At 72.8% G+C, this 24,523-nt stretch carries 25 protein-coding genes; 8 read left to right on the forward strand and 17 right to left on the reverse strand.

Annotated elements, in window-relative coordinates; all coding sequences use genetic code 11:
- Positions 1-65: 65 nt before the first annotated feature.
- The 4 genes from Actkin_RS28225 to Actkin_RS28240 all read right to left on the reverse strand — a co-directional run bounded on the left by Actkin_RS28225 (position 66) and on the right by Actkin_RS28240 (position 3,013).
- On the reverse strand, positions 66-827 hold the full coding sequence (locus Actkin_RS28225) for an ESX secretion-associated protein EspG (RefSeq protein WP_189209747.1): 762 nt from the start codon (positions 825-827) through the stop codon (positions 66-68).
- 8 nt (positions 828-835) lie between these two features.
- Positions 836-2,035 (reverse strand): PPE domain-containing protein, encoded by a 1,200-nt coding sequence (locus tag Actkin_RS28230; RefSeq protein ID WP_258904892.1) that lies wholly within the window; start codon positions 2,033-2,035, stop codon positions 836-838.
- Positions 2,032-2,370, reverse strand: coding sequence for a transcriptional regulator (locus Actkin_RS28235; protein WP_258904893.1), 339 nt, complete (start codon positions 2,368-2,370; stop codon positions 2,032-2,034). Before Actkin_RS28235 ends, Actkin_RS28230 begins: the two co-directional genes overlap by 4 nt.
- Positions 2,371-2,500: 130 nt before the next feature.
- A complete protein-coding gene (locus Actkin_RS28240; RefSeq protein ID WP_189209744.1) occupies positions 2,501-3,013 on the reverse strand; it encodes a GNAT family N-acetyltransferase in 513 nt (170 codons plus the stop codon).
- A 61-nt stretch (positions 3,014-3,074) separates the two neighbouring features.
- On the opposite strand from Actkin_RS28240, the gene Actkin_RS28245 reads away from it, so the two are divergent.
- Entirely contained in the window at positions 3,075-4,985 is a 1,911-nt protein-coding gene (locus Actkin_RS28245; RefSeq protein ID WP_258904894.1) for a SpoIIE family protein phosphatase, read from the forward strand.
- 3 nt (positions 4,986-4,988) lie between these two features.
- On the opposite strand, the gene Actkin_RS28250 is transcribed toward Actkin_RS28245, so the two are convergent.
- Together Actkin_RS28250 and Actkin_RS28255 are read right to left on the reverse strand one after the other, a co-directional pair.
- Positions 4,989-5,393: a DUF1707 SHOCT-like domain-containing protein gene (locus Actkin_RS28250; protein WP_258904895.1), complete on the reverse strand. Its 405-nt coding sequence runs from the start codon at positions 5,391-5,393 to the stop codon at positions 4,989-4,991.
- 37 nt (positions 5,394-5,430) lie between these two features.
- Positions 5,431-7,191 (reverse strand): acetyl/propionyl/methylcrotonyl-CoA carboxylase subunit alpha, encoded by a 1,761-nt coding sequence (locus Actkin_RS28255; protein ID WP_189209741.1) that lies wholly within the window; start codon positions 7,189-7,191, stop codon positions 5,431-5,433.
- 136 nt (positions 7,192-7,327) lie between these two features.
- Between Actkin_RS28255 and Actkin_RS28260 the strand changes: the two genes are divergently transcribed.
- On the forward strand, positions 7,328-8,014 hold the full coding sequence (locus tag Actkin_RS28260; protein WP_258904896.1) for a hypothetical protein: 687 nt from the start codon (positions 7,328-7,330) through the stop codon (positions 8,012-8,014).
- 46 nt (positions 8,015-8,060) lie between these two features.
- Here Actkin_RS28260 and Actkin_RS28265 read toward each other — a convergent pair whose 3' ends face one another.
- The 7 genes from Actkin_RS28265 to Actkin_RS28290 all read right to left on the reverse strand — a co-directional run bounded on the left by Actkin_RS28265 (position 8,061) and on the right by Actkin_RS28290 (position 14,379).
- Positions 8,061-9,401, reverse strand: coding sequence for a dicarboxylate/amino acid:cation symporter (locus tag Actkin_RS28265; protein WP_189209739.1), 1,341 nt, complete (start codon positions 9,399-9,401; stop codon positions 8,061-8,063).
- Positions 9,402-9,450: 49 nt separating this feature from the next.
- On the reverse strand, positions 9,451-9,543 hold the full coding sequence (locus Actkin_RS32800) for a putative leader peptide (RefSeq protein ID WP_396122897.1): 93 nt from the start codon (positions 9,541-9,543) through the stop codon (positions 9,451-9,453).
- A gap of 96 nt (positions 9,544-9,639) precedes the next feature.
- The gene (locus tag Actkin_RS28270) at positions 9,640-10,251 is read right to left on the reverse strand and encodes a Maf family protein (RefSeq protein WP_258904897.1); all 612 of its coding nucleotides are present in this window, start codon (positions 10,249-10,251) and stop codon (positions 9,640-9,642) included.
- Between the two features lie 11 nt (positions 10,252-10,262).
- Positions 10,263-11,819 carry a DHA2 family efflux MFS transporter permease subunit gene (locus Actkin_RS28275; RefSeq protein ID WP_258904898.1) on the reverse strand — a complete coding sequence of 519 codons (1,557 nt, stop codon included), beginning with the start codon at positions 11,817-11,819 and terminating at the stop codon, positions 10,263-10,265.
- Between the two features lie 487 nt (positions 11,820-12,306).
- The gene (locus Actkin_RS28280) at positions 12,307-12,513 is read right to left on the reverse strand and encodes an acyl-CoA carboxylase subunit epsilon (protein WP_258904899.1); all 207 of its coding nucleotides are present in this window, start codon (positions 12,511-12,513) and stop codon (positions 12,307-12,309) included.
- Complete coding sequence (locus Actkin_RS28285; RefSeq protein WP_189209736.1) at positions 12,510-14,147, reverse strand: acyl-CoA carboxylase subunit beta; 1,638 nt, start codon at positions 14,145-14,147, stop codon at positions 12,510-12,512. The genes Actkin_RS28280 and Actkin_RS28285 overlap by 4 nt, the downstream gene beginning before the upstream one ends.
- Positions 14,148-14,184: 37 nt before the next feature.
- Positions 14,185-14,379, reverse strand: coding sequence for a hypothetical protein (locus tag Actkin_RS28290; RefSeq protein ID WP_258904900.1), 195 nt, complete (start codon positions 14,377-14,379; stop codon positions 14,185-14,187).
- Positions 14,380-14,552: 173 nt separating this feature from the next.
- On the opposite strand from Actkin_RS28290, the gene Actkin_RS28295 reads away from it, so the two are divergent.
- From Actkin_RS28295 to Actkin_RS28305, 3 genes are read left to right on the forward strand one after another with little or no spacing between them, the layout of a single operon-like run.
- Positions 14,553-15,365 (forward strand): biotin--[acetyl-CoA-carboxylase] ligase, encoded by an 813-nt coding sequence (locus Actkin_RS28295; RefSeq protein ID WP_258904901.1) that lies wholly within the window; start codon positions 14,553-14,555, stop codon positions 15,363-15,365.
- 48 nt (positions 15,366-15,413) lie between these two features.
- A complete protein-coding gene (locus tag Actkin_RS28300; protein WP_189209733.1) occupies positions 15,414-15,932 on the forward strand; it encodes a PH domain-containing protein in 519 nt (172 codons plus the stop codon).
- Positions 15,919-16,857: a hydroxymethylglutaryl-CoA lyase gene (locus Actkin_RS28305; protein ID WP_189209732.1), complete on the forward strand. Its 939-nt coding sequence runs from the start codon at positions 15,919-15,921 to the stop codon at positions 16,855-16,857. The genes Actkin_RS28300 and Actkin_RS28305 overlap by 14 nt, the downstream gene beginning before the upstream one ends.
- A 4-nt stretch (positions 16,858-16,861) precedes the next feature.
- Here Actkin_RS28305 and Actkin_RS28310 read toward each other — a convergent pair whose 3' ends face one another.
- Together Actkin_RS28310 and Actkin_RS28315 are read right to left on the reverse strand one after the other, a co-directional pair.
- The gene (locus tag Actkin_RS28310; protein ID WP_229786693.1) at positions 16,862-17,431 is read right to left on the reverse strand and encodes an AMIN-like domain-containing (lipo)protein; all 570 of its coding nucleotides are present in this window, start codon (positions 17,429-17,431) and stop codon (positions 16,862-16,864) included.
- Between the two features lie 77 nt (positions 17,432-17,508).
- On the reverse strand, positions 17,509-17,973 hold the full coding sequence (locus Actkin_RS28315; protein ID WP_189209731.1) for a gamma-glutamylcyclotransferase: 465 nt from the start codon (positions 17,971-17,973) through the stop codon (positions 17,509-17,511).
- A 116-nt stretch (positions 17,974-18,089) separates the two neighbouring features.
- Here Actkin_RS28315 and Actkin_RS28320 point away from each other — a divergent pair, with 116 nt between their 5' ends.
- The gene (locus Actkin_RS28320; RefSeq protein ID WP_189209730.1) at positions 18,090-19,493 is read left to right on the forward strand and encodes an NAD(P)H-quinone dehydrogenase; all 1,404 of its coding nucleotides are present in this window, start codon (positions 18,090-18,092) and stop codon (positions 19,491-19,493) included.
- Between the two features lie 158 nt (positions 19,494-19,651).
- Positions 19,652-19,777, forward strand: coding sequence for a hypothetical protein (locus Actkin_RS28325; RefSeq protein ID WP_258904903.1), 126 nt, complete (start codon positions 19,652-19,654; stop codon positions 19,775-19,777).
- Positions 19,778-20,289: 512 nt separating this feature from the next.
- Here the strand turns inward: Actkin_RS28325 and glpK are convergent.
- Both glpK and Actkin_RS28335 read right to left on the reverse strand, forming a co-directional pair.
- Positions 20,290-21,804, reverse strand: a complete 1,515-nt coding sequence (gene glpK, locus Actkin_RS28330) for a glycerol kinase GlpK (protein ID WP_258904904.1) — start codon at positions 21,802-21,804, stop codon at positions 20,290-20,292.
- Between the two features lie 18 nt (positions 21,805-21,822).
- On the reverse strand, positions 21,823-22,563 hold the full coding sequence (locus tag Actkin_RS28335) for an MIP/aquaporin family protein (protein WP_189210156.1): 741 nt from the start codon (positions 22,561-22,563) through the stop codon (positions 21,823-21,825).
- Positions 22,564-22,783: 220 nt separating this feature from the next.
- Here Actkin_RS28335 and Actkin_RS28340 point away from each other — a divergent pair, with 220 nt between their 5' ends.
- A complete protein-coding gene (locus Actkin_RS28340; RefSeq protein ID WP_189209728.1) occupies positions 22,784-24,520 on the forward strand; it encodes a glycerol-3-phosphate dehydrogenase/oxidase in 1,737 nt (578 codons plus the stop codon).
- Positions 24,521-24,523: the final 3 nt, after the last annotated feature.

Genomic DNA, 24,523 nt, shown 5'->3' on the forward strand with positions numbered 1-24,523 from the left:
ATCGCATCATCTGAGCTGCGGCGTCTCACTGTCCCCCAGCAAGGAGACCGCGGTCGGCGGCGGGGTCAGGGGCGGAAGCCGGGTGGGCGGGCGGTGAAGAGCTCGTCGAGGTGGCGCAGGAGGGCGCGGTGGTCGGCGGGGCTGACCGTCGTCCAGTGCTCGCCGTCGGGGTTGGGGGTGCGGAGCTGGAGGTAGCGGCCCGCCGCGGTGTCGAAGAAGCTGACGGTGCACGGGGTGCGGTGGCGTTTGCCGTAGCGGTCGCGGTGGGCCGCGCCGAACTGGCCCTGAGCCGTCAGGGGAGCGATCATCTCGGCCAGGTGGGTGGCGTCGTCGGCGCGGACGCCTCGGGCGCGCAGGGCGGCGGCCAGGTCGGGAGCGGGAGCGGCGGCCGCCAGATCGGCGGAGGGCAGGGTGACCGAGCGGCCCGGGCCCGCGGGGAGTCTGGGCAGCACCGACAGGGCGTGCCGAGGCAGGCCGTCGTCGATCGCGGACAGGGTGAGCGTGGTGCCCGCCAGGACGGCCAGCACCGCTGTGCCGTCGGCGATCGCCGCCAGCGCGCGGGCGGCACCCTCGCCCCACACCCGGACGTCCACAGAGGACTGCGGACGCGCGAGCACGGCCAGCATCGCCGCCAACCGGGGATCGACCTCGGGGTAGTCCGCCACCCCACGCCGGGACAGGGTCGCCCAGGCCGCGCGCACCAGGCGGGCGCGCTCGGCCTCCGTGCGGCCCGGCGACGGGACCCGCAGCACGACGGGGAACTCCTCCACGCCGAGGTGCTCGCGGAGGACGTCGAACTCCACAGCGGACAACTCCACAGTGGACACCGCGCCGACTAGCCCCCGATGACCGGCGGCGGGAGCTGGTGGTCCTCGCCGTCCACGCTGACGTTCTCGGTCACGGTGTCCGTCGAGCCGAGGTCGCGCCTGCGCCCGCTGACCGCGCGCGCCGGGGCGACCTCGCCGTCGGCGAACCACTGGCTGGAGCCGATGACCTCCGGCCCGAACCGGCGCACCGCCACCTTGTCCGCCGAGCCGACGGGCGCGCCCGCGCCGCCGACCGGGGCGCCCGCGGCGCCGGGGTTCGGCGACAGCGGCGCGGGGGGCACCGAGGACGACGACGACGCCGGGGCGTGCGACTCCGGCGGCGCCGCGCCGATGGCGGCGGCGACGGCGGGCGCGCGGCGCTCGCGGGGCCGGTCCTCCTCGGGCCGCGCGCCCGTGGAGATCGGCGCTGCCACCAGGGGCGTCGGCTGCTGCGCGGGGGCCGAGGCGGCCAGCGGCGCGGCGACCGGCGGCAGCGGGCGGGGCGGCGCTGCCGACGCGGCACCCGAGCTGTGGGTGAACGGCGCGCTGAAGTCGCGGTGCGGCCCGGACGGCCGGTGGTGGTGCTGGTGGTCGCCGCCGCCCCGGCCCCCGTCCGGGCCGCCGCCGACGGCGAGCGACGCCGTCGTGCCCGTCCGGACGCCGTGGCCCTGGCCGCGGTGGACCTTGCCGTCGCGCAGCAGCGGCCCCGGCCCGACGAACGGGGTCAGCGGCGCGAGGTTCTCCTTGGTGGCCGTCTCGTAGGCGGCCATGACCTCGACCGCGCGCTGTTCGCCCGCCGCCTTGGCGGTCTCCGCGGGCTCGGCGTCGTCCTGCACGCCCACGACCTGCACCGCGGGCGGGACGCTCGGGTCCGGCGCCATCGCGGGCGTCTCCGAGGGCACCGGCATGTCCGCGCGGGCCTTCGCGATCAGGCTGCCCTGGGTCTCCACGGCCGTCCGCATCGCGGCCGCACCCTCGGACGTGGTCTTCGCCCATCCGGCCAGCGGCGCGAGCCGGTCGTGGGCAGCGCCCGCCGCGCGCCCGGTCCACGCCGTGCCCGCCGCGCCGAGCGCGCTCTCCAGCTGGTGGCCGACCTCGTCGAGGGCCGAGGTCAGCTCGGCCCAGCGCCGGGACGGTCCCGCGGACGCCGACGGGCCCGGCCCGTCGTGCAGCATCCGGTACAGCTCCTCGTGCGTGAAGCCCCGCCAGCGGGCCGGGTCCTCGCTCATGCTCCGCCCCCGGTGTTGTGGGTCACCCTCGCCCGGTTGTCGTCTTCCAGGCCCTGGTACTGCTCCGCGGTCTTGTCGAGGTTCTCGACCGCGGCGTCCAACTGCTCGCGGTAGGCCAGCAGCGCCTCCAGCGCCGCGCCGTCAACCTCGGCCGAGAGGGCGTTGACCGCGCGCGCCGCGTCCGCGCTCACCGGGTCGGCCGCCCACGGCGTCGTCCGGATCTCGGCCCGCACCAGCTCGATCTGCCGGTCGAGCGCCGTCAACGCGGACAGGAACGCGCGGCGCAGCTCGGGCACCGCGCCCGGCTCGACCGACAGCAGGTGGTGCTCTGGCATGCCGCCTCCCCCGTCACCTTCCGTGGTGTCGTCACTCTATCGAGTGGCGACGCTCGGATTCGACCGTTGGCCCACTGTTTTCCTGACGCTTGCCCGTCGGCCCCGGCTCCCTCTTGATCGCGGCCGTGGCTCAGTCGTTACGCAGCACCAGCGTCGTGGTCCCGTCGATCGCGTCGACCTGCGTGAACCCGAGTTTGGCCGCCACCCTGGCCGAGGCGGTGTTGGCAGTCTCGTGCCGGTAGAGGATCCGGGTGAGGCCCAGCGCGCCGAAGCCGAACCGGATCACCGCGGCCAGCGCGTCGGTCGCCAGGCCCTGCCCGCGCGCGTCCGGGTGCGTCCAGCAGCCCGCCTCGGCCACCCCCGCGGCCAGGTCGACCTCCTTGAGCAGGACTTCGCCGAGCAGCGCGCCGGTCAGCTGGTCGGCGACGGCCCAGGAGAACCGGGTCTCGTTCTCCCAGTCGCGGGCGCGCTGGGCGATGTAGGCGCCCGCGGTCGCCAGGTCGTGGACCGCGATGTGGGACAGCCAGCGCCTGCTGATCGGGTCGGTGAAGCCCGCCAGCACGGCGGGCCGGTCGTCGATGCGGTCGTCGGCGCGCAGCGCGCGCAGGTAGTACTTCCCCGCGTTGATCTCCACCGGTTCCACCCGGCCAACCTACCGGCGCTGGGGGAGGATGTTCGCGATCCCCGGCCGGGTTGGAGGACATGTGGCCGACGACCTGGTTTCCCGCGTCGGCGACACCGACACGGTGGTGCGGACCTTCGACGAGATGCCGGTCATGGTCATCGGCCTCGACGGGCCGGACCACGTGGTCACCGCGGCGTCCGGGCTGTACCGGCGGTTCATCGGCGTGGACGACCCGATCGGCAGGCCCGTCCGCGACGTGCTCCCTGAGCTGCGCGGCCAGCACCTGGTCGAGCTGCTGGACCGGGTCCGCGAGACCGGCATCGCCGAGGCGGGCGGCGAGTGGCGGGTCCTGCTGCGGCGCGGCCGGGACGCCGCGCCGGAGGAGGTCTTCCTGGACTTCGCGGTCGAGCCCCGGCGCGGCCGGGACGGTGCGGTCGCCGGGCTCATCGCCTCCGCCGTCGACGTCACCGCCCGGGTGCGCGAGCGGCGGGCCGCCATGGCGGCACCGGCCGAGCGCGAGCCTGCCCACGACCTGGTCCGGTCGCTGCAGCGGCACCTCCTGCCCGCCGGTCTGCCGGTGCTGCCGACCGTGCAGGTCGCCGCCAGCTACCTGCTCGCCGACGCGGCGGACGCCGCGGGCGGGGACTGGTTCGACGCCGTGCCGCTGTTCGACGGCCGGGTGGCGCTGGTCGTCGGCGACGTCGTGGGCCACGGGATGGCCGCGTCGGCGACCATGGGCCAGCTGCGCGCGGTCCTGCTGGACCGGCTGGACGGCACGGGCGACGCGGGCCTGGCGCTGGCCGCGCTCGACCGGACGGCCCGCCGCCTCTCCGACGCCCGCGCGGCGACGGTGTGCGTGGCCGTGCTCGACCCGGCCGACGGCTCGCTCGTCTACTGCACCGCGGGCCACCCGCCGCCGCTGCTGATCGCCCCGGACGGCAGCACGCGGTACCTGCCGATGACGGGGGCGGGCCCGCTGGGCGCGGGCGCGGGCTTCCCGATGCGTCGCGACCGCGTCGAGGTCGGCGAGGTCCTGCTGCTCTACAGCGACGGCATCGTCGAGCGCCCCGGCCGCGCGCCCGCCGCGGCGACCGTCGAGCTGACCCAGGTCGCGGGCGCGGCGGTGGCCGACTGGGAGCGGCTGGGCTCGGTGCTCTCCGCTGCGGAGCGGGCGTGCGCGCACCCGGTGGAGCTGCTGGTGCGCGCCACCGGGCACACCGACGACATCACGCTCCTGGCCGCCCAGCGCGTCGCGCCCGCCGAGGACGTGCGCGTGGAGCTGCCCGCCGAGCCGGCCACGCTGCGCGCGGTCCGGCAGGCGCTGGCGGGCTGGCTCGCCCGGGTGGGCGCGGGCTCGGCCGCCGCCTCCGCCGTGCAGCACGCGGTCGGGGAACTGGTGACCAATGCCGTCGAGCACTCCGGGACCGGCCCGGTGCGGGTGCGGACCGGGCTCGGCGGCGACGGCGTCGCCGAGATCGAGGTCGCCGACGCGGGCCGCTGGCGCGACCGGCCGCCGGAGGGCGCCCGGGGCCTCGGCCTGACCATGACCGCCGAGCTGGTCGACGAGCTGCGCGTCGAGCGGACCGAGACCGGGACCACGGCCACCGTCCGGCACCGGCTCACCCGCCCGGCCCGGCTGCTGACCGCCGACGAGGTCGCCTCCGGCGTGCCCCGGCGCCCGCCCCCGTCCGACCGGCTGGGCCTGGCCCGCCACGACGGCCGGGTCGTCGTCACCGGCCCTGTGGACGCGCGCACGGCAGCGGAACTGGATGTGGGACTGCGCAGGCACACCAGCGGCGGCACGCGCTCGGTCACCGTCGACCTGTCCGGGGTGACGCACCTGGCGAGCGCCGGGGTGTCGGTGCTGCACGTGGCCGTCGCCCGCAACGCGGCCAACGACGTGCCGCTGCGGATCTACGCGCCCGCGGGCAGCGTCGCCCAGCACGTCCTCGCCGTGGTCGCGCTCGACCACAGCACGTCCGAGGGCTGAGCGTCAGCGCCAGCGCTGGCTGCGCCCGCGCGCGACCAGGAAGATGACCAGCGGGATCAGCAGGAACGGCGGGAAGAACCGGAACACGAGCGCGCCGACGAGCACCAGCCCCACCGCGACGACCGGCAGCACGAGGTCGGACGCCCGCCGCGCGGGCGGCGGCGGGGGCGGCGCGAGCGGGGCCGGGGCCGGGGCCGGGGCCTGGCCGAACAGCGGCCGGGGCTCGGGCAGGTCGGCGAACAGCGCGGCGATGTCGCCCCGGGTCCTGGCCGTGGCCACGTGCGCGGAGCGCTCGCCGTACTCGTCGACGGAGAGCCTGCCCGCGGCCATGTGGTCGCCCAGCGAGCGCAGCGCGGACTCGCGCTCGGCGTCGCCGACGCGCAGGTCCTGCCACGGAGTGGGGCTCACGTCCCCGATCGTACGGAACCGGACGCTGAGATCCCTCTCAGTCCTTGATCTCGCAGATCACGGTTCCGGTGGTCACCGAGTCGCCCGCGGCGACTCCGAGGCCGGTCACGGTGCCCGCCTTGTGCGCGGTGACGGGGTTCTCCATCTTCATCGCCTCCAGCACGACGATCAGGTCGCCCTGGGCCACCTGCGCGCCGTCCTCCACCGCGACCTTGACGATGGTGCCCTGCATCGGCGCGGCCACCGCGTCGCCGGACGCCGCGACGCCGCCCTTGCCGCCCGCGCGCCTGCGCGGCTTGGCCTTGGCCGCGGCGCCGCCGCCGGAGCCGCCCAGGGAGAGCGTGCCCGGCAGGCTGACCTCCAGCCGCCTGCCGCCGACCTCGACGACGATGTTCTGCCTCGGCTCGGCCTCGGCAGCGTCAGCGCCGCCGGTGAACGGCTCGACGGTGTTGTCCCACTCGGTCTCGATCCACCGGGTGTGGACGGTGAAGTCCTCGGCGAAGGCCGGGTCGCGCACGATCGCCCGGTGGAACGGGGTGACCGTGGCCATGCCCTCGACCACCAGCTCGTCCAGCGCGCGCCGGGCCCGCGCCAGCGCCTCGTCCCGGTCGGCCCCGGTGACGATCAGCTTGGCCAGCAGCGAGTCGAACTGCCCGCCGATGACGGTGCCGGACTCCACCCCGGAGTCCACCCGCACGCCGGGGCCCTCGGGCGCGACCCACCGGGTCACGGTGCCGGGCGCGGGCAGGAAGCCGCGACCGGCGTCCTCGCCGTTGATCCGGAACTCGATGGAGTGCCCGCGCGGCGTCGGGTCCTCGGTGAAGCGCAGCTTCTCGCCTGCGGCGATGCGGAACTGCTCGCGGACGAGGTCGATGCCGGTGGTCTCCTCCGAGACCGGGTGCTCGACCTGCAGCCGGGTGTTGACCTCCAGGAACGAGATCGTCCCGTCGAGGCCCACGAGGTACTCGACGGTGCCCGCGCCGGAGTACCCGGCCTCCTTGCAGATCGCCTTGGCGGAGGCGTGGATCGAGGCGCGCTGCTCGTCGGTGAGGAACGGCGCGGGGGCCTCCTCGACCAGCTTCTGGTGACGGCGCTGCAGGGAGCAGTCGCGGGTGCCGACGACGATCACGTTGCCGTGCTTGTCGGCCAGCACCTGCGCCTCGACGTGGCGCGGCTTGTCCAGGTACCGCTCGACGAAGCACTCGCCCCGGCCGAACGCGGTGACCGCCTCGCGCACCGCGGAGTCGAACAGCTCCGGGATCTCCTCGATCGTGCGGGCGACCTTGAGCCCGCGCCCGCCGCCGCCGAACGCCGCCTTGATCGCCACCGGCAGCCCGTGCTCCTGGGCGAAGGCGATGATCTCGTCGGCGCCACCGACCGGCTCCTTGGTGCCGGGCACCAGCGGCGCGCCCGCGCGCGTCGCGATGTGCCGCGCGGTCACCTTGTCGCCGAGGTCGCGGATGGCCTGCGGGTCGGGACCGACCCACACCAGCCCGGCGTCGATCACGGCCTGGGCGAACTCGGCGTTCTCGGAGAGGAAGCCGTAGCCGGGGTGGACGGCGTCGGCCCCGGACTGCTTGGCGGCGGCGAGCACCTTGTCGATGGACAGGTAGCTCTCGCCCGGCGTGCTGCCGCCCAGGGCGAACGCCTCGTCGGCCAGCCGCACGAACACCGCGTCGCGGTCGGGGTCGGCGTAGACGGCGACACTGGTCAGCCCGGCGTCCCGGCAGGCCCGGATGACCCGGACGGCGATCTCGCCCCGGTTCGCGATGAGGACCTTGGTCAGGGCCTTGGACACGCCGTTCCTCCTAGATGTCGCGCGGGCTGTGGGGCAGTTTACGGACCTGCGCCCTTCCGGGAACCGAGAGCAACCCCACACTCGGCAAGTAATGTCCCTCTTACGGAGTAGTGCCCCGAGGGGAGGTGACCCGGCTGTGGCGAGGCGCACGCCCCGGACCGTCCTGGTGACGGCGACGCTCGGCGCGCTCGTCTTCGCGGGCGCGGTGGCGGGCGCCGCCCTGACCCGGACGGACCCCGCGCCCACGCCCCCGCCCTCGGCCGCGGGGACCACCGCGCCCGCGACGACGTCCGATCCGAGGGCCGACGGCTGTCTGCGCGAACCGTGCCGCGTGTTGGGAACGGCGACGTTGGGCGACACCCGCGTCGAGCTGGTCGCCGACTCCGGGGCCAAGACGGGGCGGCTGCGCATCGGCGGGCCGGGGACGAGCCGGGTGATCGAGATCGGCGAGATCGGCGTGCTGCTGCCCGAGGGAGCGCTGCAGTGCTATCCGGCGTCGATCTCGGCATGTCTGGTGCGCGCGGAGGGCACCCGGGGTCAGACGGGCAAAGTCGTGGTGGGACGGTCCGGCAAGTGGAGCCCGTTGGAGCGCGCCTATCTGTCGACCGCGGGATACATCGTGCTGAACAACATCGTGGCCGACTCGGGGCCGGAGGTCGTCACGGCGCAGTGCTCGTCGGAGTCGTGCGGCACGGTGCACGCGCAGGTGTTCACGTTGGTCGGGTCGACGGTGGGCTGCACTCGGGGGTACTCGTCGGTGGAGGCGCTGCCGGGGTACCCGGCGGTCGAGGTCGCGGCGAGCAGGCTGCGGCCCTGCGCGTGAGAACGGCCGCCCCTCCCGTGGAGAAGGGGCGGCCGTCGCGATCAGGTCAGGCCGGGACCGGGGTCCGCGCCTGGTGCTCCTCCAGCAGCGGCGGCTCGCTCGGCTCGTTGAGCACGTCGTCGTCGAGCATCCCCTCGCCCCTGGCGACCAGGACCGGGACGGTGATCTGCCCGGCGACGTTGGTCGCGGTGCGGATCATGTCCAGGATCGGGTCGATGCCGAAGACGATCGCCACGCCGGTCGCGATCAGCTCCGGCGGCAGGCCGATCGTGCTCAGGGTGAGCGTCAGCATGGTGAACCAGCCGGTGGTGCCCGCCGTGGCGAAGGCGCCGAACACGGCGACGGCGACGATGCCGACGTACTGCCAGAAGCTCAGCGAGTACCCGAAGATGTTGGCGATGAAGATGGTCGCGATGGCCGGGTACAGCGCGGCGCAACCGTCCATCTTGGTCGTCGTGCCCAGCGGGACCGCGAAACCGGCGTAGCCCGGCTCGACGCCGAGGTTGACGGCGGTCTGGCGGCTCAGCGGCAGCGTCGCGCCCGATGACCGGGACACGAACGCGAACTGCAGCGCCGTCCACGCCTTGCCGTAGAAGGCGAGCGGGCTCACCCGGCCGACGAACTTCAGCAGGATCGGGTACACGACGAAGAGGATCACCGCGCAGCCGATGTAGATGACCGCGATCAGCGACAGCAGCGGCTTGACGAACTCGTTGCCGTAGGTGGCGAACGCGTTGCCGATCAGGCCGAGGACGCCGATGGGCGCCAGCCGGATGATCCAGCCCAGCAGCTTCTGGATGATGTCGAACACCGCGCGGTTGACCGAGACGAACGGCGCGGCGCGGTCGCCGAGCGCGAAGGTCGCCATGCCCACCAGCACGGCGACGAACACCACCTGGAGCACCTCGCCCTCGGAGAACGCGGCGAAGATGTTGCTCGGCACGAGTCCGTTGAGGATGGTCAGCCAGTCGCCCTGGTCGCGCGCGGCCAGCTTCTCCACCGCCTCGGCGCTGGGAGTGACGGTCACGCCGCTGCCCGCGCCGGAGATCAGCCCGATGGCGATGCCCAGGAGCACCGCGATCAGCGAGGTGATCCCGAACCACATCAGCGTCTTGCCGCCCAGCCGCGTCGCCGTCCGCGCCCCGCCGAGCCCGCGCAGGCTGGTGAAGCCGACCACGATGGCGGTGAAGACCAGCGGGATGACGGTGAACTGCAGCAGGGACGTGAAGACCGAGCCGATGGTGTCGAGCGTGGTGACCAGCCACTCGGCCTCGGTCGCCTTGGCGACGACGCCGAGCACGGCGCCGATGACGAGACCGGCCAGCACGGCCAGGCCGAAGTACAGGGTGCGCCGGTTGCCGGATCGCGGCGGGGCGGCTGTGGACATGTCGATACTCCAGGGGATGCGCGAGGGCCGGTGCGGTTGTGGGCAGGGCTCAGCGCCGACACAGCGAGCTGGCCTGCCGCCGCAGATCGACGTGCAGGCGCTCGGTCAGCGCGGTGACACGAATGGACCTCATCACCTGCATCCAACCAGCGACCTGCGCGAATCCTTCCCCGCCGAACGGGTGACCGGGGTTACCCGGCCGGGTGTCCACATGCCGGGAGCAGCGGGGTGAGCCCGCTCACCTGGCTGTCCACAGGGACGTGACGGAGATGCCGAGGTCGGCGAGCAGGCGGCGGACCAGGGGCAGGCTGATGCCGACCACGCTGGAGGGGTCGCCGTCGATGCCGTCGACGAACCAGCCGCCGAGCGCGTCGAGGGTGAAGGCGCCCGCGACCTTGAGCGGCTCGCCGGTGGCGATGTAGGCGTCGATCTCGTCCTGGGTCGGGCGGCCGAAGCGGATCAGGGTGCGCTCGGCGCCGGTGGCGGTCGCGGTCACCGCGCCGTCGCGGACGCGGAGCAGGGCGTGGCCGGTGAGCAGGTCGCCGGTGCCGCCCGCCATCCTGGCCCAGCGCTGCCGGGCGATCTCGGCGGTGCCGGGCTTGCCGACCAGCTCGCCGTCGAAGTGCAGCATCGAGTCGCAGCCGATGACCAGCGCGTCGGCGAACTCCCCCGCGACCTCGCGGGCCTTCGCCTCGGCCAGCGCGGTCACCACGGTGTCGGGCTTGGCGTCGCCGAGGCTGGCGATGATCGCGTCCTCGTCCACCCCGGAGACGCGCACCTCGGGATCGGCGCCCGCGGCGCGCAGGACGCCGAGGCGGGCGGGGGACTGGGAGGCGAGTACGAGCAGCACGGTCGGCAATCCTATGGCCTGCGGCTCAGCACGGGCGTCCGCAGGCCCGACGCGGCGACCATGCCCAGGACCAGCACGACGACCGGCAGCACCAGCGTCGCCTTCGCCGCGTTGGTGAACCCGAGGTTGAACGCGTCGGTCGCCAGGTCGCGCACGCGCTCGGCGATCGAGGGCGACCAGTCGGCCGGGACCGGCGGGCCCTCCCCGCCGAACTGGCTGGCGGTGTTGGCCGCCTCGCTGATCCGCCGGACGAACTCGTCGGCGTAGCTGCTGGGCAGCAGCTCGGCGTACTCGCGCGCCGCCGCGGGCACCGTGAGGCTCAGGCCCAGCTGCAGCAGCACCCCGGTCGACGCGGACCCGAGCACGCCGCCGACCTGGCGGGAGGTGTTGAACACCCCGGAGGCCGCGCCCGCCAGCTCGGGCGAGAGCCCGAACGTCGCGGCGGCGGTCAGCGGCGAGAACACCAGCCCGATGCCTGTCCCGGCCACGACCAGCCCGGGGACCAGCGCGAGCGGGGCGGTGTCCGGCTCGGCCTGGATCGCCAGCACGACGACCCCGGCGGCGAGCGCGGCCAGCCCGGACGTCACCAGCGGCCGGGCGCCCACCCGGGCGACCAGCTTCCCCGCCGCGATCGCCGCGAGGCCCGCGCCGACGGCCATCGGCGCGCACAGCAGGCTGGAGGCCAGCGGGTCCATGCCGAGCACGGTCTGCACGTAGATGACCAGCGGCAGGAACATGCCGGTGGTGGCGAACCCCAGCGCGGCGTGCGTCAGGTTGGCAGCGCCGAAGACGCGGTTGTCGAACAGCCGCATCGGCACCAGCGGCGCGGGCGCCCGCCGCTGGTGGATGAGGAACCCGCCGAGCAGCAGCAGCCCGATCGCGATGACGTACACGATGCCGCTGGCCCACTGGTAGTGCTGGCCGTTCTGCACGCCGAACACGAGGGCGGCGAGCCCGGCTGAGGCGAGCACGGCGCCGAGGGTGTCGAACCGCATCCGGCTGTCGGGCCGCCAGTCGGGCAGCATCAGCGCGCCGACCAGCAGTCCGGCGACGCCGATGGGCAGGTTGAGCAGGAAGATCCACTCCCAGCCCGCGTGCTGCACCAGCAGCCCGCCCGCGACCGGCCCGGCGATCGTGGCGACCCCGGACACCGCGCCCCACACCGCGATCGGCACCGCGCGCCGCTCGGGCGGGAACAGCCGGGTGATGAACGCCAGCGTCTGCGGCGTCATCAGCGCGGCCCCGAGCCCCTGCACCGCCCGCGCCGCGATAAGCGAACCCGCCGACGTCGCCAGCCCGCACCACAGCGACGCGGCCAGGAACAGCCCGAGCCCGACGAGCAGGACCCGCTTGGGCCCATACCGATCCCCCAGGCGGCCGGTGATCAGCAGGGGGACGGTGTTGGCCAGCAGGTAGACGCTGTTGACCCAGATGACCTGGTTCAACGTCGCGTCCAACCCGGTCAGGATCGCCGGGACCGCGACGGTGACGATGGTGGAGTCCAGCATCACCAGGAAGAAGCAGGCGCACAACGCCGCCAACCCCACCCACGGCCGCTCCCGCGCCATCACCGCTGACCAGCGCCTTTCGTGGCGGTGGAATATTCGGTGGACGCCCCGAACGCGTGTTCGATAGCGTTGTGTTGTGGGGGCTCGCCCCCGGGTGGGCGGGGTTGTGTCTTGGGGTCTGTCTCGGGGTCTGTCCGCGGTGGACGCACGGCTGGGAGGGTACGGGGCGCGGCGGTCGGCTGTGGGGTGACCAGGGGATGTGGTGCCCGTTGGTATCCGGCTTGATCTAGGCCCTCGGGGCGTTGCGTTGCTGGCGGGGGTGCGCTCCCCTCGGCCTCGATTGTTTAACCCTGGGAGGGCGGTGTAAAGGGCGCCTTCGGCGTCGCTGCGCGACAGGCTTCGCCTGCCCTTGACACCGCCCTCCCAGGGTTAAAGACGGCCAGGACGAGGGGGCAAGGGGGAAGAGCGGTCGACTGGAGGGGGGAGCATGGTGTTCGCGCTCCAGCGGACCCCTGCGTCCCTTAACACCATCCCGTCAGTCGCCGGGTTAGTGCGGTAGGCCGGAGGCGCGCCAGGCGCCGGGGCCTGGGTCGAGGGGGCGGCGGGTTTGGGTGACGCGGGCCGACCACGGGGAGGTCGGGGTGGGCGCCGAGTCGCCGTCTTCGGAGGCGGCCGCCAGGATGACGGCGGTCAGGGCGGCCAGTTCCTCCGGGGACGGGGTGCCGCGCACCACCCGGAACAGGGGTTCGGTCACAGCGGGATGTTCCCATGCTTCTTGGGCGGCAGGTTCTCGCGCTTGTCGCTGAGCATGCGCAGGGCGCGGGCGACGTAGCCGCGGGTGTGGGACGGGGGGATGACCGAGTCCACGTAACCGCGCTCGGCGGCGACGTACGGGTTGAGCAGTGTCTCCTCGTACTCGCGGTCGAGCTTCGCGCGCAGGGCGTCGACGTCCTCGCCCGCTTCCATGGCCGCCTGCAGGGTCCTGCGGTGCAGGATGTTCGACGCGCCCGACGCGCCCATGACCGCGATCTGGGCGGTCGGCCAGGCCAGGTTGACGTCGGCTCCGAGGTGCTTGGAGCCCATCACGTCGTACGCGCCGCCGTAGGCCTTGCGGGTGATGACGGTGACCAGGGGGACGGTCGCCTCGGCGTAGGCGTAGATCAGCTTGGCGCCGCGCCGGATGATGCCGCCGAACTCCTGGTCGGTGCCGGGCAGGAAGCCGGGCACGTCCACGAAGGTCAGGACCGGGATGTTGAACGCGTCGCAGGTGCGCACGAACCGCGCTGCCTTCTCCGAGGCGTCGATGTCCAGGCAGCCCGCGAACTGGGTCGGCTGGTTGGCCACGACGCCCACGCTGCGGCCCTCGACCCGGCCGAAGCCGACGACGATGTTCGGCGCGAACAGCGGGTGCACCTCGAGGAACTCGCCCTCGTCGACGACGCGGGTGATGACCTCGTGCATGTCGTAGGGCTGGTTGGCCGAATCCGGGATGAGCGCGTCGAGTTCGAGGTCGGTCGCCTGCACGTTCTCCGCGACCGAGCCCTCCTCGGCGAACCCGGGGAAGACCGGGGCCTCGGAGAGGTTGTTCGACGGCAGGAAGGACAGCAGCTCCTTGACGTAGGAGATCGCGTCCTCCTCGTCGGCGCCCATGTAGTGCGCGACGCCGGACTTGGTGTTGTGCGTGCGCGCGCCGCCCAGCTCCTCCAGCGTCACCTCCTCGCCCGTCACCGTCTTCACGACGTCGGGCCCGGTGATGAACATCTGCGAGGTCTTGTCGACCATCACGATGAAATCCGTGAGCGCGGGTGAGTAAACGTGCCCGCCCGCGTTGGCGCCCATGATCAAGGAGATCTGCGGCACCACACCGGAGGCGCGCACGTTGCGGGTGAAGATCTCGCCGTAGAGGCCGAGGGAGACCACGCCCTCCTGGATGCGCGCGCCGCCGCCCTCGTTGATGCCGATGATCGGGCGGCCGGTCTTGATGGCCAGGTCCATGACCTTGACGATCTTCTCGCCGTAGACCTGGCCCAGCGAGCCGCCGAACACGGTGACGTCCTGGCTGAACACGCACACCGGGCGCCCGTCGACCGTGCCGTAGCCGGTCACGACGCCGTCGCCGTAGGGCCGGTTCTTCTCCAGCCCGAAGTTGGTCGACCGGTGGCGCGCGAGCTCGTCGAGCTCGACGAACGACCCGGGGTCGAGCAGCAGGTCGATCCGCTCGCGTGCGGTCATCTTGCCCTTGGCGTGCTGCTTCTCCACCGCACGCGCGGAACCTGCGTGCACGGCCTCGTCGTAGCGGCGGTACAGGTCCGCCAGCTTTCCCGCCGTGGTGTGGAGGTCCGGCTCCTCGGCCTGCACCCGCCCAATCGGCTCGGTCGCGCTGCTCATGGGTGGACACCCTAGCGACGCGACGCCGATCAGGGGCTTAGGCGTAGCTCACATCACCGGGTGAAACAGCGGTGATGTCGGCGCGCCCGAACGTCACGAGGAACGGCCCGTCGACGCCGTCGACCTCCAGGTCCACCGTGATCCCGTCGGCGACGCGGACGACGGTCCCCGCCACCTCCCCGCATCCGAGCGGGGCGATGACCCGGCTCCCCACCTCGATCTCCTCGGCCATGCCGTCCCCTTCCCTCCCGTGTTGTCCCGGCGTGACCGTATCCACGCCATTGGTGAAGTTCCTTCGGGTGACGGTTGACCTCCAGCGCACTGGAGGTAGCACGCTGACCGCGCCCGGCGCGCCGTTCACAGCTCCGACCGGCCGCCGGGCACCCGCACCTCTACCCTGGCCCCATGGCCGCTCTCGACGCCGACGCCCTGCGCGCCGCCCTGGTCGACCACGACGGGCCGTATGCCGCCCTCGACGTCGTCCCCACGACCGGCTCCACCAACGCCGACCTGATGGCGCGGGCGGGCGAGGCCGCCGACCGGACGGTCCTCATCGCCGAGGAGCAGACCGACGGCCGCGGCCGCCGCGGCCGCGAGTGGGTCTCCCCGCCGGAGTCCGGGCTCTACGTCAGCGTCCTGCTGCGCCCCGACGGCGTGCCGACGCCGAAGCTCGGCGCGCTGTCGCTGGTCGCAGGCGTCGCGCTCATCCGCATGGCCAGGCACATGGGCGTGATGGCCGCCCTGAAGTGGCCCAACGACCTGCTCATCGGCGCGTCCATGGCCAAGGCGGCTGGCATCCTCGCCGAGGTGGCCGCCGCCGAGCCGCCCGCCGTCGTGGTGGGGGTCGGGGTCAACGTCGGGCGGCTGCCGCGCGAGGTGCCGCCGGGGGCGGGCGGGCTGCCCGCCACGTCCTTCCAGCAGGAGGGCGCGACCGCCGACCGCGCCGAGGTCGCCGTCGCGCTGCTGCGCTGCTTCGCCGAGGTCGAGCGGTCCTGGCGCGGCGCGGGCGGCGACCTGGCCACCTCCGGGCTGCTCGCGGAGTACCGCGCCAACTGCGCCACGCTCGGCCAGCGCGTGCGCGTCGAGCTGCCCCAGGACTCCGCGCGGCAGGGCCTCGCCGTCGAGGTCGACGGCGACGGACAGCTCGTGGTCGACGTGGACGGCACGGCCCGGACGATCTCGGCCGGGGACGTCGTCCATCTTCGCGCTCTGGCGTAGTCGGCAGCGGTACGGTTACTCCGTCAAGCCGCGAACGGAGGGACCACCGTGGCCTACCCCGACGACCTGCTCAGCGACGGCGAGGCGGTCGTGCTGCACAAGCACCCGCACTGGAAGATGCTGCTGGTGCCCTACCTCGCCCTGGTCGTCATCCTCGGCCTGGGCATCTGGGGCGCCATCCTGGTGCAGGACCTGTCCTGGGCCATGATCGCGTGGATCATCATCGGCGCGCTGGCGCTGATCCTCACCATCTGGCTGTTCATCGTGCCGTTCCTGCGCTGGCGCACGACCCACTTCATCGTGACCACCGATCGGGTGATGGCCCGCGAGGGCATCGTCACCCGGACGGGCATCGACATCCCGCTCTCGCGCATCTCCAGCGTCCGCTTCGAGCACGGCCTGATCGACCGGGTCGTGGGCTGCGGCACGCTGATCATCGAGTCGAGCGCGCAGGAGCCGCTGGAGTTCGACGACATCCCGAACGTGGAGAAGGTGCACACGCTGCTCTACCGCGAGGTCAACGACAACCCCTACGACGACCACAAGGCCATCGATGGGCGCGCGTGAGGTCGGACTCCCCCAGGTCGTCGCCGCGGACCTGCCGGAGCGGGTCACGATCTGGGAGGTCGGGGCCCGCGACGGCCTGCAGAACGAGCAGGCGGTCGTGCCCGTCGACGTCAAGGTCGAGTTCCTCGCCCGGCTGGCCGACGCGGGTCTGACCACGTTGGAGGCGACCAGCTTCGTGCACCCGAAGTGGGTGCCGCAGCTGGCCGACGCCGCCGACGTGCTGGCGCGGCTGTCCCCTGTGGACGGTGTGCGCTACCCGGTGCTCGTGCCCAACGAGAAGGGCCTCGACCGCGCGCTCGAGGCCGGGGTCCGGCACATCGCCGTCTTCGGCAGCGCCACCGAGACCTTCGCCCAGCGCAACCTCAACCGCTCGCTGGACGAGCAGTTCGCGATGTTCGAGCCGGTCGTGGCCCGCGCGGTCGCCGAGGGCCTCGACGTGCGCGCCTACGTCTCGATGTGCTTCGGCGACCCGTGGGAGGGCCCGGTCCAGCCCGCCCAGGTCGCCGCGGTGGGCGCGCGGCTGATGGCGATGGGCTGCTCGCAGCTGTCCCTCGGCGACACGATCGGGGTGGCCACCCCCGGCCACGTCGAGGCCGTGCTGCGCGCGGTGACCGAGGTCGGGACCCCGATCGACGCGGTCGCCGTCCACTTCCACGACACCTACGGGCAGGCGCTGTCGAACACGCTGGCCGCGCTGCGCCTCGGGGTGACCACAGTGGACTCCAGTGCAGGCGGGCTCGGCGGCTGCCCCTACGCCGAGTCCGCGACCGGCAACCTGGCCACCGAGGATCTGGTGTGGATGCTCGACGGCCTGGGGATCCACACCGGTGTCGACCTCGACAGGCTGGCCGACACCAGTGCGTGGATGGCGACGGTGCTGGGGCGCCCCAGCCCGTCGCGGGTGGTCCGCGCGCTGCGCGGGTGAGCGGTTACGACCAGCGGTGCGCGACGTCGACGACGATGCGCGAGCCGCTGCCCGGGCCGTCGAGGACGAACACCCGGAACGGCAGCCGGGCGCGCACGCCCAGCCCGATCGTGGTCTGGCCCTCGAACGACCCGGCCCACGCCACCTGGCGGAAGGTGTCCCACCCGGCGACGTTGACCAGCTCGCGGCGGTTGGCCGGGGTGTAGGTCGGGTTGCCCGCGCTGTCGTAGGCGGGCGCGATGGCGACGACCTGCAGTTTCGCGCCGCCGCGCAGCGGGACGACGGCTCCGGAGCCGTCCTCGGTCACCTCGTCGACGTAGCGGACGTTGAAGCCGTCCGCGCCGGGCGAGCGGATGTCGATCACCAGGCGGTCCCAGCACTGGTGCCTGCCGCCCCGGACGTTGGTGAGCGCGGCGGTCTCGGTGGGCGCCGCCGTCTTGGGCAGCGAGCCCCAGGAGATGCCGCAGTAGCCCTGCGTCGCCGTCGCGGCGGACGAGCCCGCCACCGTCAGCGTCGCGGCCACGCCGAAGGCCGCCAGCATGGCGGCGGCCCGTCTGGCCCAGGTACCTCGCATCACAATCCCCTCCCTGGGATTGATGGGTTCGTGACTGCTGTCACGTAGGAGGAGACGTGCGGGCGCCCGGCCGGTTGTCAGCTGGTGGGGGCGGGCCCGATTCCGTTGCACGGCCGTGTCCTGAGGTCGGCCACGTAGTCGCTGGGCGCGCCCGCGGCCTCGGCGGCGTCGGCGATCACGCCGAGGTAGCGCGCCGAGGGCAGGCCGCCCTCGTAGTCGTTCAGGACGTAGAGCCAGGCCAGGACCGAGCCCTCCATGGTCTGCACGCGCAGCCTGATCTTGGAGTGGAAGCCCATCTCGGCCCCCTCCCACTGGTCCAGGTTGTTCTCGTCGTCCTCGACCACGTCGTAGATGACGACGAACACCTGGGAGTCGGGGTCCTCGACGATCGTGGAGAGCGCGCCCTCCCAGCCGAGGTCCTCCCCGCCGAAGGTCAGGCGCCAGCCGACCAGCCACCCGGAGCCCACCATCGGCGAGTGCGGGGCGCGCTTCATCATCTGGGCCGGGTCCATGTTCGACCCGTAGGCGGCGTAGAGCGGCACGCGGGACAGCCTAGCGAGTGTGAGCGGTGCGGGCAGGCGGGCTCGCGGGTTGGCGTTCGTGTCGCGTGCGCGGACGCATAGGGTGTGCGCGGGACACGACCAGCTTGGAGGGCCTTGTGACCAGCATCGTGATCATGGGTGGAGGACCGGCGGGCTACGAGGCCGCCCTGGTCGCCGCGCAGCACGGAGCCGAGGTCACCGTGGTCGAGCGCGACGGCCTCGGCGGCGCGTGCGTGCTCTACGACTGCGTCCCGTCGAAGACCTTCATCGCCTCCGCCGCGGCCCGCTCCGCCTTCCGCGACGCCGACGAGCTGGGCATCGGCACCGACGACGTGGACTCGACCGTGCACCTGCCGGTCGTGCGGGGCCGGGTGCGCGGGCTGGCGCTGGCCCAGTCCGCCGACATCCGCAACCGCCTCCAGCGCGAGGGCATCCGGCTGCTGACCGGCACCGCCCGCTTCTGCGACGACCGGGCGGGCATGGCCTCGCACCGGGTCGCCGTGCAGACCCTCGGCGGCGAGACCGAGGTGCTCGACGCCGACGTCGTGCTGGTCGCGACCGGCGCGACGCCCCGGGTCATCCCGGGCGCGGAGCCCGACGGCAAGCGCGTGCTGGACTGGCGCCAGATCTACGACCTGGAGGAGTTGCCCGAGCACCTGGTGGTGGTCGGGTCGGGCGTGACCGGGGCGGAGTTCGCCTCGGCGTTCATCGAGATGGGCGTGAAGGTCACGGTCATCTCCAGCCGCGACCGGGTGCTGCCGCACGAGGACGCCGACGCCGCGGTCGTGCTGGAGGACGTCTTCGCCGAGCGCGGGACGACGCTGGTCAAGCACGCCAGGGCCGAGCGCATCGACCGCGACCGCGACGGCGTGGTCGTGCACCTCAAGGGCGGCGACACCGTGCGGGCCAGCCACGCGCTGATGACCGTCGGGTCGGTGCCGAACACGACCGACATCGGGCTGGAGCGGGTGGGCATCACGCCTGGCCCGGGCGGGTTCATCCCGGTGGACCGGGTGTCGAGGACGTCGGTGCCGGGCATCTACGCGGCCGGGGACTGCACTGGCGTGCTGATGCTGGCGTCGGTGGCGGCGATGCAGGGCCGCATCGCGATGTGGCACGCGCTGGGCGAGGGCGTGGCGCCGATCAAGTTGAAGACGGTCGCAGCGAACGTCTTCACCCACCCGGAGATCGCGACGGTGGGCATCAGCCAGCAGGCGATCGACTCCGGCGAGGTGCCCGCGCGCACGATCATGCTCCCGCTGGCGACGAACGCGCGGGCGAAGATGGAGGGCCTGCGCCGCGGTTTCGTCAAGCTGTTCTGCCGCCCGGCGACGGGCGTGGTGATCGGCGGCGTGATCGTGGCGCCGAGCGCGAGCGAGCTGATCCTGCCGATCGCGCTGGCGGTGCAGAACCAGCTGACGGTGGACGACCTGGCGCTGACGTTCTCCGTCTACCCGTCCCTGTCCGGCTCGATCACCGAGGCGGGCCGCAGGCTGATGCGCCACGACGACCTGGACTGAGTTCCCACTATCGAGCGGTTTCCGTCTTACCGCCCGGGGTAGCGACATGCGATCCGTGATCGATATGTCGCGAGGATGGGTGAAGGCGCTCAACGCCCTTCCCCGCAACTGGCGATTGCCGGTACCCCTGATCCAACCGACCCGTGATGGAGGCGAACATGTCCCGTCGCACCGAATGCCCCGAATGCCTCGGCTCCGGCCTCGCCCCGAACCGCAAGGACTTCTGCCGCCGCTGCGGCGGCATCGGCCAGATCCCCCGCCTCCGCCACCCCGCCAGGGCCTGACCCACCCCGAGCCCATCCCAGATGACGTCATCATCCGAAATCCAGATGATGCCATCATCTTAGAAGAGTCGGGTGATGTCATCATCTGGAAGCGATTCCGATCCGGATGATGTCATCATCTGCAGGCTGCGAGCTCGCCCTCCCGGATGATCGGAACATCTGAACCCCCGTTCCGATGATGACATCATCGGAAGTCGGGCTCCGCGATCAGCCTGCGGGATGCACTGGCGTCTCGGGGGCCAGGTCGGGCGGGGTCCGCGTCGACCAGGCGGGATCCGCGTCGACCGGCGTAGTCCAGGCCAGTCGTCCATAGCGCAGCGCTGGCTGCCCCGGTGTCCACTTCGGCCTCCGATTTCCACACCTGGCGTCAGCCCGGTGGTGCCCCCACATCGGCCATACGTAACCCGTATCAGTGGCCGGGCCGAGTGCGCGGGCGGCGGGGTGAGCGGTCGCCCCGCGCGTGGCGACGCCCCCACAGGGCGCGGCTGCGGGGGCGTCGCGGGCGAGGGTGGTCAGTCCTCGTCATCCACCCAGTCGAAGGTGCGGGTCACCGCCTTCTTCCACTTGCGGTATGTGCGCTCCCGCTGGTCCTCGGAGAGCACCGGTGTCCACTCCTTGTCTTGGGCCCAGTTGGACCTGATGTCGTCCTCCGACTCCCAGAAGCCGACCGCGAGGCCCGCGGCGTAGGCGGCGCCCAGGGCCGTCGTCTCGGCCACCACCGGGCGGATGACCGGGACGCCGAGGATGTCGGCCTGGAACTGCATCAGGAGTTCGTTGGCGACCATGCCGCCGTCGACCTTCAGGGCGGTCAGGGGGACGCCCGAGTCGGCGTTCATGGCGTCGATGACCTCGCGGGTCTGGAAGGCGGTGGCCTCCAGGACCGCGCGGGCCAGGTGGCCCTTGTTGACGAAGCGGGTCAGGCCGACGATCGCGCCGCGGGCGTCCGAGCGCCAGTAGGGGGCGAACAGGCCGGAGAAGGCGGGGACGAAGTAGCACCCGCCGTTGTCCTCGACCTGGCGCGCGTGCTCCTCGATCTCCGCGGCGTTGCTGATCATGCCCAGGTTGTCCCTGATCCACTGCACCAGCGAGCCGGTGACGGCGATCGAGCCCTCCAGCGCGTACACCGGGTCGTTCGAGCCGATCTTGTAGCAGACGGTGGTGAGCAGGCCGTTCTCGCTCATCACCTGCTCGGTCCCGGTGTTGAGCAGCACGAAGTTGCCGGTGCCGTAGGTGTTCTTCGCCTCGCCCGGGGACAGGCACGCCTGCCCGAACGTCGCCGCCTGCTGGTCGCCGAGGATGCCCGCGATGGGCACGCCCGCCAGCGCCCCGCGCTCGCGGACCTTCCCGTACACCTCCGACGACGACCGGATCTGCGGCAGCATCGACAGCGGGACACCCATCTCCGCCGCGATGTCGGCGTCCCAATCCAAAGTAGACAGGTCCATCAGCAGCGTGCGGGAGGCGTTCGTCGGGTCGGTGACGTGGACGCCGCCGTCCACCCCGCCCGTCATGTTCCACAGCACCCAGGTGTCCATGTTGCCGAACAGGAGGTCGCCCGCCTCGGCGCGCTCCCGGGCTCCGTCCACAGTGTCCAGGATCCAGCGGATCTTGGGGCCGGAGAAGTAGGTCGCCAGCGGCAGGCCCGTCTTCGACCGGTAGCGCTCCTGCCCGCCGCCCAGCTCTCCCAGGCTGTTCGCGATGCGGTCGGTGCGGGTGTCCTGCCAGACGATGGCGTTGTAGACCGGCTCGCCGGTGCGGCGGTCCCACACCACGGCCGTCTCGCGCTGGTTGGTGATGCCGACCGCGGCGATGTCGGTGATGTGCAGGTCCGCCTTGGCCAGTGCGCCCGCCGCGACCGCGCGGGTGTTCTCCCACACCTCCTTCGGGTCGTGCTCGACCCAACCGGCGCGCGGGAAGATCTGCTTGTGCTCACGCTGATCGATCGCGACCACCTGGCCGCCGTGGGAGAAGATCATGCACCGGGTGGACGTGGTGCCCTGATCGATCGCCGCCACGTACTTCGTCATGTGTTCGCCTCTCTTGGATCAGCCGGGCAGGACCTGCGACAGGAGACCGGCCAGGATGGCGCCGATCAGCGGGCCGACGACGGGCACCCAGGAGTAGCCCCACTCGGCGCTGCCCTTGCCCTTGATCGGCAGCACCGCGTAGGCGATGCGGGGGCCGAGGTCGCGGGCGGGGTTGATGGCGTAGCCGGTGGGCCCGCCGAGCGAGTTGCCGATGCCGACGACGACGAACATCACCGCGGCGTACCCGAGCGCGGAGTTGCCGAAGTTGGGCAGCCCTTCCTGGTCGGCGGTGACGGTGGGCGAGGTCAGGATCCACAGCACGAGGATGAAGGTGCCGATGACCTCGGTGAGCGTGTTCCACAGCTTGTTGGGCACCGTCGGCGCGGTGCAGAAGATGCCCCGCGTGTTCTGCGGCTCGTCGTGCGTGTCGAACTGGAGCTTGTAGGTGACCCACGCCAGCACGGCGCCGATGAACGCGCCCGCGAACTGGCCGATGAAGTACGCGGGCACCAGCGACCATTCCAGGTCACCGGCCGCCAGCAGTCCGACCGTCACCGCCGGGTTGATGTGCGCCCCCGACGGCGCTGCGATGCTGGCGCCCACGAAGACCGCGAAGCCCCAGCCGAAGTTGATCAGCAGCCAGCCGCCGTTGAAGCCCAGCGACCGCCGCAGGACGGTGTTGGCGACGACACCGCAGCCGAGCAGGATCAGGGCCGCGGTGCCCAGTAGTTCCCAGAGCAGGATCTCGCCGAAGGTCAGGTCCACGCCGGTCTCCCCTCACCTGGTGGGCAAGCTCCCGCGCGGGCGAGGCGACGGTGCCTACCCAGAGTGATCTGGGACGCTACCTCCCCCTGGACGTGCTGTAAATCCCGCTCCCCGAGCCGCGGCGGCACGGGATCGTTCCTCGATGTTCTCCCGGTCTTGGGCCGATGTGGGCATCCGGAGGTAGCGTGGACGGGTGACGACCGGAGGTGCGAACGTGGCCGGGGAACACTCCACAGCGGACCGGTTCGGCGGGGTGCTCGGGCCCGCGCAGCGGGAGCGGGCGTGGGCGGATCTGGGGTCCCAGCGGTTCGATGTGGTGGTGGTCGGCGGCGGGGTCGTCGGGACCGGCACGGCGTTGGACGCGGCGACGCGCGGGCTGCGGGTGGCGTTGGTGGAGGCGCGGGATCTCGCCTCGGGGACGTCAAGCCGGTCCAGCAAGCTTTTCCACGGCGGGCTGCGCTATCTGGAGCAGTTGGAGTTCGGCCTCGTGCGGGAGGCGCTGCGGGAGCGGGAGCTGATGCTCACCCGGCTGGCGCCGCACCTGGTGAAGCCGGTCAGCTTCCTGTACCCGCTGACCAACCGCGTCTGGGAGCGCCCCTACACCGCCGCCGGGCTGTTCCTCTACGACACCATGGGCGGCGCGCGCAGCGTGCCCGGGCAGAAGCACCTGACGCGGGCGGGCGCGCTGCGGCTCGTGCCCGGGCTCAAGCGCGACGCCCTCATCGGCGGCATCCGGTACTTCGACGCCCAGGCCGACGACGCGCGCCACACCATGACCGTCGCCCGCACGGCCGCGCACTACGGCGCCGTCGTGCGCACCTCGACGCAGGTCGTCGGGTTCCTCCGCGAGGCCGACCGGGTCAGCGGCGTGCGCGTGCGCGACGTCGAGGACGGCAGGGAGACCGACGTGCGCGCCGAGGCGGTGATCAACTGCACCGGCGTGTGGACCGACGAGCTGCAGCGGGTCTCCGGCAGCCGGGGCCGGTTCCGGGTGCGCGCGAGCAAGGGCGTGCACATCGTGGTGCCGCGCGACCGCATCATCTCCGAGTCGGGGCTGATCCTGCGCACGGAGAAGTCGGTGCTGTTCGTGATCCCGTGGCGCAACCACTGGATCGTCGGCACCACCGACACCGACTGGGAGCTCGACCTCGCCCACCCGGCCGCCACCCGGGGCGACATCGACTACATCCTCGACCACGTCAACACGGTCCTGGCCCGCCCGCTGACCCACGACGACATCGAGGGCGTCTACGCCGGGCTGCGGCCGCTGCTGGCGGGCGAGAGCGAGGAAACCTCCAAGCTCTCCCGCGAGCACGCCGTCGCCCGGGTCGCCCCGGGGCTGGTGGCCATCGCGGGCGGCAAGTACACGACGTACCGGGTGATGGCCGCCGACGCGGTGGACGCCGCCGCCGTCGACCTGCCCGGGCGGCTGCAGCCGAGCATCACCGACCAGGTCCCGCTGCTGGGCGCCGACGGCTACCACGCCCTGGTCAACCAGGCCGACCTGCTGGCCGCCCGGCACTCGCTGCACCCGTACCGCGTCCGCCACCTGCTGGACCGCTACGGCTCGCTGCTGCACGAGGTCCTCGAACTGGCCGCCGACCGTCCCGACCTGCTCAAGCCGCTGGACGCCGCGCCGGACTACCTGCGCGTGGAGGCCGTCTACGCCGCCAGCCACGAGGGCGCCCTGCACCTGGAGGACGTCCTGGCCCGCCGCACCCGGGTGAGCATCGAGTACCCCCACCGCGGCGTCGATACGGCCCGCCAGGTGGCCGACCTCATGGGCGACGTCCTGGGCTGGGACGAGGCGACCCGCGTCCGGGAGGTCGAGATCTACCTGGCCAGGGTCGCCGCCGAACGCGCCTCCCAGACCCAGTCCGACGACGAGGCCGCCGACGCCAGCCGCGTGGCCGCCCCGGAGGCCCGCCCAGCCCTGGCCGAACTGCCCTAGCCG

It is taken from the genome of Actinokineospora sp. UTMC 2448 (assembly GCF_024760565.1).
Lineage (GTDB): Bacteria > Actinomycetota > Actinomycetes > Mycobacteriales > Pseudonocardiaceae > Actinokineospora > Actinokineospora fastidiosa.

Excerpts from the sequence above, each read along its gene's own strand:
- Actkin_RS28230 (WP_258904892.1), bottom strand. The coding sequence starts at position 2,035 with ATGAGCGAGGACCCGGCCCGCTGGCGGGGCTTCACGCACGAGGAGCTG.
- Actkin_RS28235 (WP_258904893.1), bottom strand. The coding sequence starts at position 2,370 with ATGCCAGAGCACCACCTGCTGTCGGTCGAGCCGGGCGCGGTGCCCGAG.
- Actkin_RS28265 (WP_189209739.1), bottom strand. The coding sequence starts at position 9,401 with ATGTCCACAGCCGCCCCGCCGCGATCCGGCAACCGGCGCACCCTGTAC.
- Actkin_RS32800 (WP_396122897.1), bottom strand. The coding sequence starts at position 9,543 with ATGCAGGTGATGAGGTCCATTCGTGTCACCGCGCTGACCGAGCGCCTG.
- Actkin_RS28275 (WP_258904898.1), bottom strand. The coding sequence starts at position 11,819 with ATGGCGCGGGAGCGGCCGTGGGTGGGGTTGGCGGCGTTGTGCGCCTGC.
- Actkin_RS28285 (WP_189209736.1), bottom strand. The coding sequence starts at position 14,147 with ATGAGCAGCGCGACCGAGCCGATTGGGCGGGTGCAGGCCGAGGAGCCG.
- Actkin_RS28290 (WP_258904900.1), bottom strand. The coding sequence starts at position 14,379 with ATGGCCGAGGAGATCGAGGTGGGGAGCCGGGTCATCGCCCCGCTCGGA.
- Actkin_RS28295 (WP_258904901.1), top strand. The coding sequence starts at position 14,553 with ATGGCCGCTCTCGACGCCGACGCCCTGCGCGCCGCCCTGGTCGACCAC.
- Actkin_RS28305 (WP_189209732.1), top strand. The coding sequence starts at position 15,919 with ATGGGCGCGCGTGAGGTCGGACTCCCCCAGGTCGTCGCCGCGGACCTG.
- Actkin_RS28310 (WP_229786693.1), bottom strand. The coding sequence starts at position 17,431 with ATGCGAGGTACCTGGGCCAGACGGGCCGCCGCCATGCTGGCGGCCTTC.
- Actkin_RS28325 (WP_258904903.1), top strand. The coding sequence starts at position 19,652 with ATGTCCCGTCGCACCGAATGCCCCGAATGCCTCGGCTCCGGCCTCGCC.
- glpK (WP_258904904.1), bottom strand. The coding sequence starts at position 21,804 with ATGACGAAGTACGTGGCGGCGATCGATCAGGGCACCACGTCCACCCGG.